This is a genomic window from Corynebacterium sp. UMB10119B (assembly GCF_030228125.1).
Taxonomy (GTDB): Bacteria; Actinomycetota; Actinomycetes; order Mycobacteriales; family Mycobacteriaceae; genus Corynebacterium; species Corynebacterium pseudogenitalium.
The window spans coordinates 176,200-189,247 of the sequence record NZ_JASPBG010000001.1 but is presented as its reverse complement, the minus strand read 5'-3'; the positions used below and the strand labels follow the sequence as shown (position 1 = coordinate 189,247).

The window sequence follows — 13,048 nt, the reverse complement described above, 5'->3', positions numbered from 1 at the left end:
CCCATAGTAGTACCTGCCTACTGAGGTCGAACTAACCCCCGCGCGACTGGTCGAGATTCACCAGCATCGAATTCGTCAACGCGACTGCAGCCTCCGAGCCGCCGCCAAGCACGACCAAGGCAGCGAATGCTATGTCATCGTCGACACGGTAGCCGGTGAACCAAGAATGTGAGCCCTGGTTGATTTCGGCTTCACCGGTCTTGCCGCGAATATCACCACCGGCGGTCATCCCCGCCGCGGTACCCCCCGGAGCGGTCACCGCCGCCATCATTTCCTGCAGCTGGTGCCATGCCTCATCCGGCATACGAGGCGCCGACTCGCTCAGCTCAGTTTCTGCTCCCTTAATCAGGTATGGAGTCGGCATTGAGCCATTCGCGGCAGACGCAGCCACGAGCGCCATCCCGAACGGGCTCGCAAGGTCATGGCCCTGTCCGTATCCAGCCTCTGTTCGGTCGAGTGGCTCCTCGCCTACCGGGATGGAGCCGGTGATCGTCTCCAGGCCAGGGATCTTCATATCGAGTCCAAGCCCGAACTGCTTGCCGATATCTCGAAGCTCACCCGGGGCGAGCTTCGTCGAAATGTCGGCGAATGTCGTGTTGCACGAGTGCGCAAATGCCGACTGTAGTGAGACGTTGCCGAGAGAGAATCCGGCGTAGTTCGTCACGGTCCTGCCATAGAGGTTCATGGTACCCGGGCAGGGCACGGTACTACCCGGAGTAAGGGCCTGGCGCTCGAGGCCTGCCGCGGCGGTAATGATCTTAAACGTCGATCCCGGTGGGTACTGGCCCATCGTGGCAAGATTGCCTTCACGGTCAGCGTCACGAGTCTGTGCAACGGCAAGCACCGCACCATCCGACGGGCGGATAGCAACAATCATTGCCTGCCGCCCCGCGTAGGGCTCCAACGCTCGTTCAGCTGCCAATTGCACGCTGTGGTCAAGGCTTACCTCAATAGCTGGAGCGGGTGCAGGTGCGTGTCGCTCAACGTCTTCCAACACGGCGCCGTGCTCGTTGACCACGCTCACGCTCCAGCCGTCGTCACCGATAAGGTCCTCGCGAACCAACTCACCAACGCGGGCAAGCATATCCGGCGCAAAATCAGGTTCGATGTTGACCATGGCCGCTTCTTCGTTGATGCGCACTCCAGGCACGGAGCTAAACGCCGCCTTAGCGGCGTCACCGAACTCCGCAGGCACCATCGCAACCGAATACGTTCCCTGAGCCTGGGCGAGGTTCTGTTCGAGCTCGTCGGCCGGAATGTCTGCCACGGCAGAAGATTTGCCACGGGCATCTTGGAGGAAGGACGAAATACGGCGTGCGGTGTCCGGAATGTCACGCACGGCATGCTTCTCAACCAGAATGCGGAACGCAGTACCAGGCCGCAAGAGTTCTACCCCATCGGAGGAGACAACGCTCGCCTTGGATGCGGCCACAGGGCGCAGTTCCAGATGTTGCTGCGCACCAAGACGTGGGTGCAAAATGCTGGGCTGCCAACGAACGGTCCACTTCTCGCCGATCTGGGTCAGCGTCATGTGCGAGTCATACTCGACCGTACGTTCTTTCGGCAGGCCCCACCTCAAGTGGTACGAGACGGTAGCTAGGTTGTCACTTTGATTGACGTCGTTGATCGTCGCCTCCAGCGCCTCAGCTTGGAGCCCTTCGACCGTTTCTAGGAATGATGCGTTGGCGTCGGAGGGGACGTCGACAAGATCTTGAAAATTAGACCCGTCAAGACTCACGAGGGCGTCAAGAAACTCACGAGCGACGGGCTCAACATCATTCGGGCGCGGTGTGCAGGCGGTGGCCAGCGCGCCCGTGAAAACTACGCTCAGGAGCAAAGCGAGGAGACGTTGCATGGACCTAAAATACCAAGGTCACTGAGCAAACGTCGCCTGCGCCACTCCCCGCGAGCAGACTATCTAGCGCGTAACCTTGACTTCTGCGCGTGCGCCCTCGACCTCTTCGAGCCCCTCTTCCTCAGCAATTCGCTGCGCATGGGCAATGAGCGTCTCGACGATCTTCGACTCAGGAACGGTCTCAACAACCTCGCCCTTCACGAAGATCTGCCCCTTGCCATTGCCGGAAGCCACGCCCAGATCGGCGTCGCGGGCCTCGCCAGGACCATTGACGACGCAACCCATGACAGCTACGCGCAGCGGGTACTCCATGCCCTCGAGGCCTGCAGTCACTTCCTCAGCGAGCTTGTACACATCCACCTGTGCGCGGCCACAGGACGGGCAGGAGACAATCTCAAGCTTTCGCGGGCGCAGGTTCAGCGACTGCAAAATCTGGTCACCGACCTTGATCTCCTCCACCGGGTCCGCAGAGAGCGAAACGCGAATTGTATCGCCGATGCCCTGTGAAAGCAGCGCGCCAAATGCGACGGAGGACTTAATAGTGCCCATGAACTTCGGGCCGGCCTCAGTCACGCCGAGGTGCAACGGGTAGTCGGTCTTCTCAGCGAGCTGGCGGTACGCCTCCACCATGAGCACTGGGTCAGAGTGCTTCACGGAGATGGCGATATCGCCGTAGCCGTACTCCTCGAACAGGCCAGCCTCATAGATCGCGGATTCAACCAACGCCTCAGGGGTGGCCCGGCCATACTTCTCCAGCAGGCGCTTATCGAGCGAGCCACCGTTGACACCAATGCGAATCGGGATACCAGCGTCCCCTGCAGCCTTAGCGACTTCCTTCACACGACCATCAAACTCTTTAATGTTGCCCGGGTTCACCCGCACTGCAGCACACCCGGCATCGATCGCTGCGAAGATGTACTTCGGCTGGAAATGGATGTCCGCAATCACCGGGATAGGTGACTTCGCCGCAATCGCTGGAAGAGCATCTGCGTCAACTGTCTTCGGGCAGGCAATGCGCACAATGTCACAGCCCGCGGTAGCCAGCTGCGCGATCTGCTGCAGCGTAGCATTAATGTCGTGTGTCTTCGTCGTGGTCATGGACTGGACCGTGATCGGGTGATCCGACCCAACTCCCACACCGCCAACCATCAGCTGACGAGTCTTTCGACGAGGTGCGAGCGTTGGCGCTGGGCCTTCAGGAATACCTAAACCGATGGGAAGATTCATAGTTGCTTACTCTAGCACTGCTACCCAAACAGCTTGATTGGGTTGACCACATCCGCAAGCATCACAAATACACCAATCGTCAGCAGTGCAGCGGCCATCGCGTATGTCACCGGCATCAGCTTGCGGTAGTCCGCAGGGCCACCAGGATCGAGCCCCCGCAACCTGCGAAGCGCATCCCTAATCTTCTCATACAGGACTACTGCTATATGCCCACCATCCAGGGGCGGCAAGGGAATCAAATTGAACAGCGCGAGGAAGAAGTTGAGACTCGCCAACATCATCCAGAACATCGGCCACATGCTTTGTTGCGCTAACTCCCCGCCTGCGCGAGAAGCGCCGATGACACTAACTGGACCGTCAAGCTCTCGCTCAGCACCAAAAATTGAAGCCACAACACCAGGAATCTTCGACGGGAACGCGATAAGGCCATGGACAGTCGCATTCAGCATCTGGCCCGTAAACGCAGCCGTAGCTGGCACAGCCTCGAGCGGACCGAACTGGCGCATCGCGTCTTCCACTGGCGCGCTAGTGACACCGATCGCCCCCGCTTCAAAGGACGCACCGGTCGCTGGATCGATCCTGGACACGGTCGCGAGTGGAACTGCAATATCAAGCTCTTGCTCGTTACGCATCACAGTAAGCGTGACTGTTTCCCCCGGACGCTGCATCACATAATCCCTCAACGCTGGAAACGTGGTGAGCTCCTCCCCATCAACGGCGAGTAGCTTATCCCCTTCACGCAAACCTGCATCATAGCCAGGCCCATTACCGGTGCATTCTGCCAGATGAGTCTCATCAATCTGGTCGGGAGCGCACTGCAGCTCACCTACGGTTGGGGTCCGGTCAGCGTACGGGTTCGGGATTGCAGCAAATACAGCGACGAAGTACAGCACCACAACCCCGATCAGCAGGTTCATCGCGATGCCACCGCTCAGCACGGCAATGCGCTGCCACCACGGCTTGCGGTACATCGCAACGGGAGCTTCCTCCTCAGTGACAGGATCCTGCGCGGTCATCCCTGCGATATCGCAAAATCCGCCGAGAGGCAGTGCCGCAATGCCGTACTCCGTCTCCCCCTTCTTGACGGACCACACTTTCGGCCCAAAGCCCACAAAATATCTCCGCACGCGCATCCCAAACGCGCGTGCGGTAAACATGTGTCCGGCCTCATGGAGCGCGATAGAGACTGTAATACCCAGGGCAAAAAGTATGATTCCTACAACGCCCACTCGCTGCTCCTTGCCTTTCAGGCTGGTTTACAGCTGGGCGATTACTTCCTTTGCCGCCCGGCGTGCACCAGCATCCACGTGAAGAATATCTTCGATAGATGTCGGCGCAAAAGCAAACGCCCCTGCCGCGTCAAGGACATATCCAATCACGTCAACGATGTGCGGGAAACGAATCTTGCCTGCAAGGAATGCTTCCACCGCCACCTCATTCGCAGCGTTGTACACCGCTGGGTATGGGTCCCCCATCGCTGAAGCTTCCCGAGCGAGACGCACCGCGGGGAAAGCTTCGTCGTCGAGCGGCTCAAACGTCCACTCACTCGCCTGCGAAAAGTCCAGCGCTGGCTGTGCACCCGGGATACGCTCCGGCCAAGCAAGGGCGTGGGAGATCGGCAACATCATCGACGGCGGCGAAGCCTGCGCAATCGTCGCACCATCGGCAAACGTGATAGCAGAGTGCACAATCGACTGCGGGTGCACCACGACATCAATAATGTCGGGCGCAATACCAAACAGCAGCGTCGCCTCGATCAGCTCCAGTCCCTTGTTCACCATCGTGGCGGAGTTCAAGGTGTTCATAGTGCCCATCGACCACGTCGGGTGCTGCCCGGCCTGCTGCGGAGTTGCCTCCATCATCTGCTCGCGGGTCCACCCCCGGAACGGGCCTCCCGAAGCAGTAAGGACGAACCGTGAAACGTCAGCACGGCTCCCTGCGCGCAGGCACTGGGCCATCGCAGAGTGCTCAGAATCGACCGGCACGAGCTGTCCAGGCTTCACCTTCTCCATGACGAATTGACCGCCAGCAACCAGTGATTCCTTGTTCGCCAGAGCTAGCACGCCATCCTTGCGAAGCGTCGCAAGCGTCGACTCAAGACCTGCCGCACCGACAAGTGCATTCAACACGATGTCTGCGTCTTGCATCTCAACGAGAACCGCAGCGGCGTCCTCACCTGTGATAATGACATCACCTACAGCGCGAGAAACATCTTTCGCAGGGTCGAGCTGCTGCACTGCAATTTGTTCTGGGCGCAGATTGAACTCCTGTGCCTGCTGGATAACAAGCTCAGGGTTGTGCCCTGCTGCCGCGATGCCGACAACCTCAAAGTCTTCAGGGTGCTTCCGAATGATATCGAGAGCCTGTGTGCCGATAGAGCCTGTCGATCCAAGAATCAGAACCTTTTTCACAACCTCCATTGTGGCACGTCACGACAAAAATAGATACTTAGTTTCTCCTTAAAGTATTTTTGACCACCGCTCGTCGTGGTGCATACACAAGATGTGCACATACGACCGTGGGGATACTCTGTCATTCCCACCACCACACATCGCACCCACGAGCGCACCTCCCCCGCTGGCCCTCACGTACATGATGCGAAAGTTTGAACTCATTGGGGGCTACACAGTGCCATCGCGCCCTGCAATATGAAAAGATAATGCACAGTACACACAGATTTAGCATGTCCGCCCCCGGGCGCATACACAGTAATGCGAACCGATGCGGACGACTACAGCTCAAGGAGAATGGCAGTGGCTCACCCTCAGGACAAAGCTCCACAGGTATATAACGGCGTTTCTGAAGCTGACGTCCCTTCCGCCCGCTTCGGGTGGAGCGCGTTCAAGCCGCGCACGATTCAACTCGCAGGGTGGATCTCGGTGATCTTCTTGCTCGCGTACAACTTCGGTAACCACCACGGCCACGTAGAAACGATTTGGCTGCTCGCATTTGCAGTTTTGATTGCAGTTGCACTAATTTTCCACGGACTGCAGCCGAAGCTCAGCCAGGTGCGCACGGTCACCTCGCACAACAAGCCTGCTGGCCACAAGGAGCCGGACTGGATTTACGCGCAGCAGACGATGACCGGCCCATACGCCGAGCTCGATGAGCGCGAGCTGCGCGCCCTCAACATCGATCCGGCGCGTCTCAATTCACTGCGCGGTGCACAGCAGCAGAGCATTCACTAGTTTCGCGCTTTACACCGAATAGCAATAAACGGCGCCACCCCACTCACAGGTTGAGGGTGGCGCCGTTTTCGCGCACCTAAACTCGGCGCAACGTCACTCGCCTTCCGCCGCGAGCTGGCCGCAGGCCGCAGCGATCTCCTGACCCTTCGTGTCACGGACAGTGCACGTCACACCCTGCGCAATCACACGACGAACAAACTCATCCTGGCGTGCCTTCGGGGACGCGTCCCACTTCGAGCCCGGAGTTGGGTTCAGTGGAATAAGGTTGACGTGTACCAGCGGCCCTAGCGCCTGATGCAGCTTCCTGCCGAGCATGTCGGCGCGGAAATCGTGATCGTTGATGTCACGAATCAACGCGTACTCAATCGATACGCGGCGCCCTGTTGTATCCGCGTAGTAGCGGGCTGCGTCCAGCACATCCTGCACGGAGAACCTGTTGTTCATCGGCACCAGTGTGTCGCGCAGCTCGTCATCAGGGGTGTGCAAGGAAACCGCGAGCGTGCAGGAGAGGCCTTCGTCGGCAAGCATTCGAATCTGCGGCGCGAGACCAACCGTTGACACAGTGACGTTGCGTTGAGAAATCCCGAATCCCTGCGGCGCTGGACTCGTGATCTGGCGTACTGCGCTGACCACGCGCTTGTAGTTCGCCAGCGGCTCTCCCATCCCCATAAAGACGATGTTGGAAAGACGGGAGCCTTCCTCCTGCATCATGGCTGCTGCAGCTCGCACCTGATCGACGATCTCCGCAGTTGACAGGTTTCTATCGAGACCGCCCTGACCGGTCGCACAGAACGGACAAGCCATTCCGCAACCCGCCTGTGAGGAGATACACAGAGTCGCACGGTCCTTGTACCGCATCAGCACAGACTCCAGGAGAATGCCGTCATGCAGCCGCCACAACGTCTTGGTGGTGTCCCCCTCATCGGTCTCTACCCGACGTACTGGAGTCAGCAACGTCGGAAAAAGAGCCTCTTTTACCTTCTCGCGCTGTGCGGCAGGCAGATCCGTCATCGTGAGGGGATCTGCTTCAAACTTGCCGTAGTAGTGGCGCGCAATCTGGTCCGCACGGAACTTCGGCAGACCAAGAGACTTCAGGGCCTCGATGCGCTCTTCGCTCGACAAATCAGCGAAGTGCTTCGGCGGCATACCAAACTTTGGGGTCAGAAGTGGCAGTGTTGGGGTCTCAGTCATAATTGCCCCATCTTTGCACGTTAGAACGGATTCATCAATGCGGAAGCGCTGAGCAGAATGTACGTTGCGCACGCTGCTGGCAACATACCGTCTAAGCGATCCATGATTCCGCCGTGTCCAGGCAGTATCTGGGACATATCCTTGATACCGAGTTCACGCTTGAATTGGCTTTCGACGAGATCACCCATAGTGGCGCACATAACCAGTGCGGCACCCAAAAGGATCCCCATCCACCACGGGCCCTTGATCAGTAGCGTGACCACCGCGACGCCTGCAATGATCCCGAATATCATCGAGCCCGCAAATCCTTCCCAGGACTTCTTCGGGCTTACAGCCGGCGCCATCGGGTGCGCACCAAACATCACGCCTGCAGCGTACCCCCCAACGTCAGACGCCACCACGCAGCACATGAACGCGACAATAAACGCTGAACCACTGACGGAGCCTTCGTCGATAAGTGAAACCATCGCAGCGAAGCTTCCAAACAGTGGAATCCACGCCAGGACGAACACTCCCACGGCGGTGTCGCGGAGATAGTTGGTCGGCGTTTGGTGCCTGCCGTGGTCGAACAGCCGCCAAAACATCAGGAACAGCACTGTGAACGCGAAAGCGCCAACTACGCCAGCGGTTTTGTAGGCAGCGGAGGACCACACCATGATCTGACCGAGGATGATCAGCAGTGTGCGCGGCTGCTGGTAGCCCGCTTCCCGCAGACGGGTAAGCACCTCCCACATCCCACCTGCTACAGCGATGGCGACAAGCGGATACCAGGCCATAGGGCCAACCCACACAGCAGCGATCACCACAGCGCCGAGGATGACCCCGGTCGTGATGGCGGCTGGCAGGTCGCGACCCGCATCATTTTTCGGCTTGGGCGGCGCGATGCGGGGCCAGCCCGATGGTCCTGACTGATCTGTCGAGTGTTTCACGTAGCGGTGCTTTCTATTCATCGAAAGGTCTGCTTAGACCTCCATCAGCTCGGCTTCCTTGCGCTGAACTAGCTCATCGATCTGTGCCACGTAGCCCTGGGTGGTCTTGTCCAGTGCCTTTTCTGCGGTCTGCACTTCGTCCTCGCCGGCGTCGCCGTCCTTCTGGATCTTCTTCAGTGCTTCCATACCGTGACGGCGGACGTTACGGATAGCGATCTTGCCGTCCTCACCTTTCTGCTTGGCCTGCTTGACCAGGTCACGGCGACGATCTTCCGTCAGCTGTGGGATCGTGACGCGAATGACTTGCCCGTCATCGGTCGGGTTGACGCCGAGATCAGAGTTGCGGATGGCAGTCTCAATTTCCTTGAGCGTTGACATGTCGTACGGCTTGATCAGCAGCATGCGTGGCTCCGGAACAGAGATCGTCGCCATCTGGTTGATCGGGGTTGGTGCACCGTAAAAATCAGCCATGACGCCATTAAACATGGCAGGGTTAGCGCGACCAGTCCGAATCGTTACGAGGTCATCGCGGGTGAAATCGACAGAAGCGCTCATACGCTCTTCGGCATCAAGCAACACGTCATCAATCATTTTTACTCCACTTCTTCTGTACAAAGCGTTCGGGACAAATAAGTCGCACACCAATCTACCAGCGTTTCACTCCCAGCCGTGTCGTGGCTTGACGGGGAACGGCAGAATTCAAGGCAAGTTACGCCTAGACTGTCCCCATGCTTTACTCCCCCGCCAGTGCCGCGATGGTCTATACACACCCGACTCCATTGCGCACTGCTGAGGGCCGACTTTCATCGTGGCAAATCCCCATCAAAGACGGAACGGATGTCGCTGGAATGCCCACCACGCACGGCAACCCGTCACGCAGCGTCATCGCGGAAGAGCACAGCCCAATCGTCGCAGCACTGCTTGAGTCTGGGGCAGCCATCCCTGGAAAGTCACTGACAGCCGAGCTAGGGGCGACGTGCTACGCCGAAGAAGTCCACTCACCACTTTTAGAGTCCCCCATGTTCCCTGGGTGCACGCCCGGTGGTTCTTCAGCAGGCGCCGGAGTGCTCGTGGGCAGTGGGCTGTACCGTGCTGCACACGGCACGGACGCTGGAGGGTCCTTGCGAGTCCCGGCTGCAGCCTGCGGTGCCGTTGGTTACAAGCCTGGAACACGCGGGGCAGTCGCGAATGGTTTTATCACGCGCAGCGTCGCAGACCAGTTTGAGTTGTACGGACATCACCCCACCGCGGTACGCAAACTGCGCATCGGAGTACTTATCGACGGCCTCTTCGCCAACACCACTGTTTCAACGAGCCGCGGTGATGCCCTAGAGGCCGCTGCACGTGAGCTCGGGAAACACCATGATGTAGTGTCTCTTCGCCCCTATGCGGATGCACAATCAACGTTTGAGCACTTCAGACACCGCATCACGAGCAGCTTCCGCAACGTAGAGCCACTCGACAATCACTACCTCGCATGGATGCACGCACAAGGTTGCGCAGTAACTCCAGAAGAACTATTTTCAGCGAATGACCACTTCGCGCACCTACTAAGACACGTACAGCACGAGTGGGACGTGGATATCGTGCTCACCCCCACGATTGCGTTTGATCCCCCACCAATTGGCTACTTCTCTTCCCTCGCCCCGGATGAGAGCTTTTACCAACAAACAGTGTGGACGCCCTGGTGCACGCTGTTCAATGTGATGGGCAGCCCCGCTGTCGCAGTCGGGGCGCTCCACCTTGGGTCAGTCACAGTTGGCGGACGCGCGCTACTTTCGGTAGCGCGCACCGTCGAACATTTTGGGCTGCCCGATTAATTCTTAGGAAACAAGGGTACCGATCTGCTCGCCGGATACCGCGCGGGCAATGTTGCCTTCCTTGAGCAGGTTGAACACGAGGATCGGCATGTTGTTGTCCATGCACAGCGAAAACGCGGTGGCATCGGCAACCTTGAGTTCCTTTTCGAGCACCTCGCGGGGAGAAACCTCGCTGTAGAGCTGTGCGTCTGGGTTGGTTCGAGGGTCGTCGTCGTAGACTCCGTCAACCCCCTTCGCCATCAGGAGCACCTCGCAACCAATTTCCAGGGCGCGTTGCGCGGCGGTGGTATCCGTAGAGAAGTACGGCATTCCCATGCCAGCACCGAAGATGACGACGCGCCCCTTCTCCAGGTGACGCACTGCACGAAGCGGCAAATAGGGCTCAGCGATCTGCGCCATATTGATGGAAGTCTGAACGCGGCAGTCGACGCCCTTCTGCTGCAGGAAGTCCTGGAGCGCCAGGCAGTTCATCACCGTGCCGAGCATGCCCATGTAGTCGGAGCGTGCACGGTCAAGGCCACGCTTTTGCAGCTCTGCACCGCGGAAGAAGTTGCCGCCGCCAATCACTACCGCTACTTCGGTTCCGGACTGGGCGACTTCGGCAATCTGTGCAGCAACGCTTTCGACGACGTCCGGATCGATACCAACCTTTCCACCGCCGAACATTTCACCGCCCAGCTTGAGCATGACGCGTTTGAATCCTGTGCGGGTAGACGCAAGTTCTGACACTGTGAGGACACTCCTTGAGAGTTGGCCAATTCGAGCCGTAGAGGACAATTCTGTTCTCGACCGATCTTAGCGATCTCAGTCCGGTTTGTAGCAACCGGGCATAAAGAAACCGCCGGCGGAGGGTAACCCCTCAACGCCGACGGTAAAAAGCATCAGGCTTATGCCTGGCCAACCTCGAAGCGAACGAAGTCGGTGACCTCAATGCCGCTCTCCTCCGTGAACTGCTTCACGGTCTTCTTGGAGTCAGCAAGTGACGGCTGGTCCAGAAGAACAACGTCCTTGAAGAAGCCGCCCATGCGGCCCTGGACGATCTTCTCGATAGCTGCCTCAGGCTTACCCTCGTTGCGGGTGATCTCTTCCTGAACAGCGCGCTCCTTCTCGACGACCTCTGCCGGAATGTCCTCTTCCTTGAGGTAGCGAGCCTTCATCGCAGCGATCTGCAGCGCAACCTGGTGTGCAGCCTCAGCGTTGTCGCCCTTGTAAGCAACCAAAACGCCAACAGCTGGTGGCAGGTCAGCGGAACGCTGGTGCAGGTACTTCGCCAGCTGCTCACCCTCGATGGTGGCAGCACGGCGCAGCTCCAGCTTCTCGCCAATCTTTGCGGAGAGGCGCTCAAGAACGTCGTGAGCGGTCTCGCCGTCGACGTCAGCGTTTGCCAGCTCCTCCTGGCTGTTTGCCTTCGCTGCTGCAGCAGCGTCAGCAATCTTGCCAGCGATGGTCTTGAACTCGTCATTCTTAGCAACGAAGTCCGTCTCCGAGTTGATTTCGACGATGGTGTTGCCGGAGACAGCGACGAGGCCCTCGAGAGCATTGCGCTCTGCGCGCTTGCCCACGTCCTTTGCGCCCTTGATGCGGAGCAGCTCAACAGCCTTCTCGAAGTCGCCGCCGGTTTCCTCCAGCGCCTTCTTGCAGTCGAGCATGCCGGAGCCGGTGGTTTCGCGCAGCTTCTTTACGTCAGCAGCAGTGTAGTTCGCCATATTCGGGCGATCCTCCTCGTACAGTAGTGGATAAATACGTCGTAAAATTATGCTTCAAGCAAAACACCCCACGCCCAATTCGCGCCCATAATCCAGGACGTGAACAGGACGCGGGGTGTCACACTCGCTTATGCAGGATACACGTTTCGCGCGTCCTGCGAGCGGAGTTACTTAGCCTGCTGAGCTTGCTCTGCAGCGCGAACAGCGTGTGGCTGCTCGACTGGTGCAACCTCCTGTGGCGCAGCAGCTTCAGCCTCAGCAGCTGCCTTTGCAGCGTCTGCAGCGGAAACCTCAGCGGATGCGGCTGCCTGAGCAGCGGCCTCTGCAACCTCTGCCTGGTGCTTAGCGTCGGTGTCGCCTGCAGCCTCACGTGCGGAAGCCAGCTGACGCTCCTCGCGCTGCTGCTTACCAGCGATGACTGCCTCGCCGATGATGTGGGTCAGGATCTTGACCGCGCCGATGGCGTCGTCGTTACCTGGGATTGGGAAGTTGACGTCGTCCGGATCACAGTTGGTGTCAAGAACAGCAACAACCGGGATACGCAGCTTCTCTGCCTCGTTGACCGCGATGTGCTCCTTGTTCGTGTCAACAACCCACAGAGCAGAAGGTGCCTTGGTCATGTCAGCGATGCCACCGAGGACACGCTCGAGCTTCTGGCGCTCGCGGGTCAGCATCAGAACTTCCTTCTTGCCGCGACCTGCGTAGCCGTTCTCAGCAGCGTCCATAGCCTGGAGCTCCTTCATACGGGCGATACGCTTGGAAACGGTCTGGAAGTTGGTGAGCATGCCACCGAGCCAGCGGTGCGTTACGTATGGCATACCAACGCGCTGAGCCTCTTCCTGAATAGGCTCCTGCGCCTGCTTCTTCGTACCAACAAACAGGATCGTGCCGCCGTGTGCAACGGTCTCCTTGACGAACTCGAAAGCCTCGTCAATGTAGGTCAGCGTCTGCTGCAAGTCGATGATGTAAATGCCGTTGCGGTCGGTGAAGATGAAGCGACGCATCTTCGGGTTCCAACGACGCGTCTGGTGGCCAAAGTGGACACCTGCGTCGAGGAGTTCGCGCATGGTTACAACTGCCATGGGAATTTCTCCTTTGGAGTAATCTCGTTCGGTTAATGTTCATGTACTGC

12 protein-coding genes are annotated in these 13,048 nt (G+C 58.6%); 2 read left to right on the top strand and 10 right to left on the bottom strand.

Annotated elements, in window-relative coordinates:
• Nucleotides 1–31: 31 nt before the first annotated feature.
• From QP802_RS00860 to dxr, 4 genes are all read right to left on the bottom strand, one after another.
• The gene (locus tag QP802_RS00860; RefSeq protein ID WP_256059545.1) at nt 32–1,855 is read right to left on the bottom strand and encodes a penicillin-binding transpeptidase domain-containing protein; all 1,824 of its coding nucleotides are present in this window, start codon (nt 1,853–1,855) and stop codon (nt 32–34) included.
• Nucleotides 1,856–1,918: 63 nt separating this feature from the next.
• Nucleotides 1,919–3,082, bottom strand: a complete 1,164-nt coding sequence (ispG, locus tag QP802_RS00855) for a flavodoxin-dependent (E)-4-hydroxy-3-methylbut-2-enyl-diphosphate synthase (RefSeq protein ID WP_070362289.1) — start codon at nt 3,080–3,082, stop codon at nt 1,919–1,921.
• A 20-nt stretch (nt 3,083–3,102) separates the two neighbouring features.
• Nucleotides 3,103–4,311: a M50 family metallopeptidase gene (locus QP802_RS00850; protein ID WP_284817443.1), complete on the bottom strand. Its 1,209-nt coding sequence runs from the start codon at nt 4,309–4,311 to the stop codon at nt 3,103–3,105.
• Between the two features lie 27 nt (nt 4,312–4,338).
• Nucleotides 4,339–5,502 (bottom strand): 1-deoxy-D-xylulose-5-phosphate reductoisomerase, encoded by a 1,164-nt coding sequence (gene dxr / locus QP802_RS00845; protein ID WP_070362287.1) that lies wholly within the window; start codon nt 5,500–5,502, stop codon nt 4,339–4,341.
• A gap of 327 nt (nt 5,503–5,829) precedes the next feature.
• On the opposite strand from dxr, the gene QP802_RS00840 reads away from it, so the two are divergent.
• Nucleotides 5,830–6,270, top strand: coding sequence for a DUF2631 domain-containing protein (locus QP802_RS00840; RefSeq protein ID WP_070362286.1), 441 nt, complete (start codon nt 5,830–5,832; stop codon nt 6,268–6,270).
• 93 nt (nt 6,271–6,363) lie between these two features.
• Here QP802_RS00840 and rlmN read toward each other — a convergent pair whose 3' ends face one another.
• The 3 genes from rlmN to frr are packed head-to-tail and all read right to left on the bottom strand — an operon-like array spanning nt 6,364 to nt 8,981.
• Nucleotides 6,364–7,461: a dual-specificity RNA methyltransferase RlmN gene (rlmN, locus tag QP802_RS00835; protein ID WP_070478868.1), complete on the bottom strand. Its 1,098-nt coding sequence runs from the start codon at nt 7,459–7,461 to the stop codon at nt 6,364–6,366.
• A gap of 20 nt (nt 7,462–7,481) precedes the next feature.
• Nucleotides 7,482–8,411, bottom strand: a complete 930-nt coding sequence (locus QP802_RS00830; RefSeq protein WP_083433144.1) for a phosphatidate cytidylyltransferase — start codon at nt 8,409–8,411, stop codon at nt 7,482–7,484.
• Between the two features lie 12 nt (nt 8,412–8,423).
• Complete coding sequence (frr, locus tag QP802_RS00825; RefSeq protein WP_070362284.1) at nt 8,424–8,981, bottom strand: ribosome recycling factor; 558 nt, start codon at nt 8,979–8,981, stop codon at nt 8,424–8,426.
• 137 nt (nt 8,982–9,118) lie between these two features.
• On the opposite strand from frr, the gene QP802_RS00820 reads away from it, so the two are divergent.
• Nucleotides 9,119–10,210, top strand: coding sequence for an amidase family protein (locus QP802_RS00820; protein ID WP_252930797.1), 1,092 nt, complete (start codon nt 9,119–9,121; stop codon nt 10,208–10,210).
• A 3-nt stretch (nt 10,211–10,213) separates the two neighbouring features.
• On the opposite strand, the gene pyrH is transcribed toward QP802_RS00820, so the two are convergent.
• From pyrH to rpsB, 3 genes are all read right to left on the bottom strand, one after another.
• Nucleotides 10,214–10,897, bottom strand: coding sequence for a UMP kinase (gene pyrH / locus QP802_RS00815; RefSeq protein WP_070362283.1), 684 nt, complete (start codon nt 10,895–10,897; stop codon nt 10,214–10,216).
• Between the two features lie 200 nt (nt 10,898–11,097).
• Nucleotides 11,098–11,916: a translation elongation factor Ts gene (gene tsf, locus QP802_RS00810; RefSeq protein ID WP_070362282.1), complete on the bottom strand. Its 819-nt coding sequence runs from the start codon at nt 11,914–11,916 to the stop codon at nt 11,098–11,100.
• Nucleotides 11,917–12,083: 167 nt separating this feature from the next.
• Nucleotides 12,084–12,998, bottom strand: a complete 915-nt coding sequence (gene rpsB / locus QP802_RS00805; protein WP_070362281.1) for a 30S ribosomal protein S2 — start codon at nt 12,996–12,998, stop codon at nt 12,084–12,086.
• Nucleotides 12,999–13,048: the final 50 nt, after the last annotated feature.

Bases quoted from the DNA above. Each gene is read 5' to 3' on its own strand.
- QP802_RS00860 (WP_256059545.1), bottom strand. From the start codon at position 1,855: ATGCAACGTCTCCTCGCTTTGCTCCTGAGCGTAGTTTTCACGGGCGCG.
- ispG (WP_070362289.1), bottom strand. From the start codon at position 3,082: ATGAATCTTCCCATCGGTTTAGGTATTCCTGAAGGCCCAGCGCCAACG.
- dxr (WP_070362287.1), bottom strand. From the start codon at position 5,502: ATGGAGGTTGTGAAAAAGGTTCTGATTCTTGGATCGACAGGCTCTATC.
- QP802_RS00840 (WP_070362286.1), top strand. From the start codon at position 5,830: ATGGCAGTGGCTCACCCTCAGGACAAAGCTCCACAGGTATATAACGGC.
- rlmN (WP_070478868.1), bottom strand. From the start codon at position 7,461: ATGACTGAGACCCCAACACTGCCACTTCTGACCCCAAAGTTTGGTATG.
- QP802_RS00830 (WP_083433144.1), bottom strand. From the start codon at position 8,411: ATGAATAGAAAGCACCGCTACGTGAAACACTCGACAGATCAGTCAGGA.
- frr (WP_070362284.1), bottom strand. From the start codon at position 8,981: ATGATTGATGACGTGTTGCTTGATGCCGAAGAGCGTATGAGCGCTTCT.
- QP802_RS00820 (WP_252930797.1), top strand. From the start codon at position 9,119: ATGCTTTACTCCCCCGCCAGTGCCGCGATGGTCTATACACACCCGACT.
- pyrH (WP_070362283.1), bottom strand. From the start codon at position 10,897: ATGCTCAAGCTGGGCGGTGAAATGTTCGGCGGTGGAAAGGTTGGTATC.
- tsf (WP_070362282.1), bottom strand. From the start codon at position 11,916: ATGGCGAACTACACTGCTGCTGACGTAAAGAAGCTGCGCGAAACCACC.
- rpsB (WP_070362281.1), bottom strand. From the start codon at position 12,998: ATGGCAGTTGTAACCATGCGCGAACTCCTCGACGCAGGTGTCCACTTT.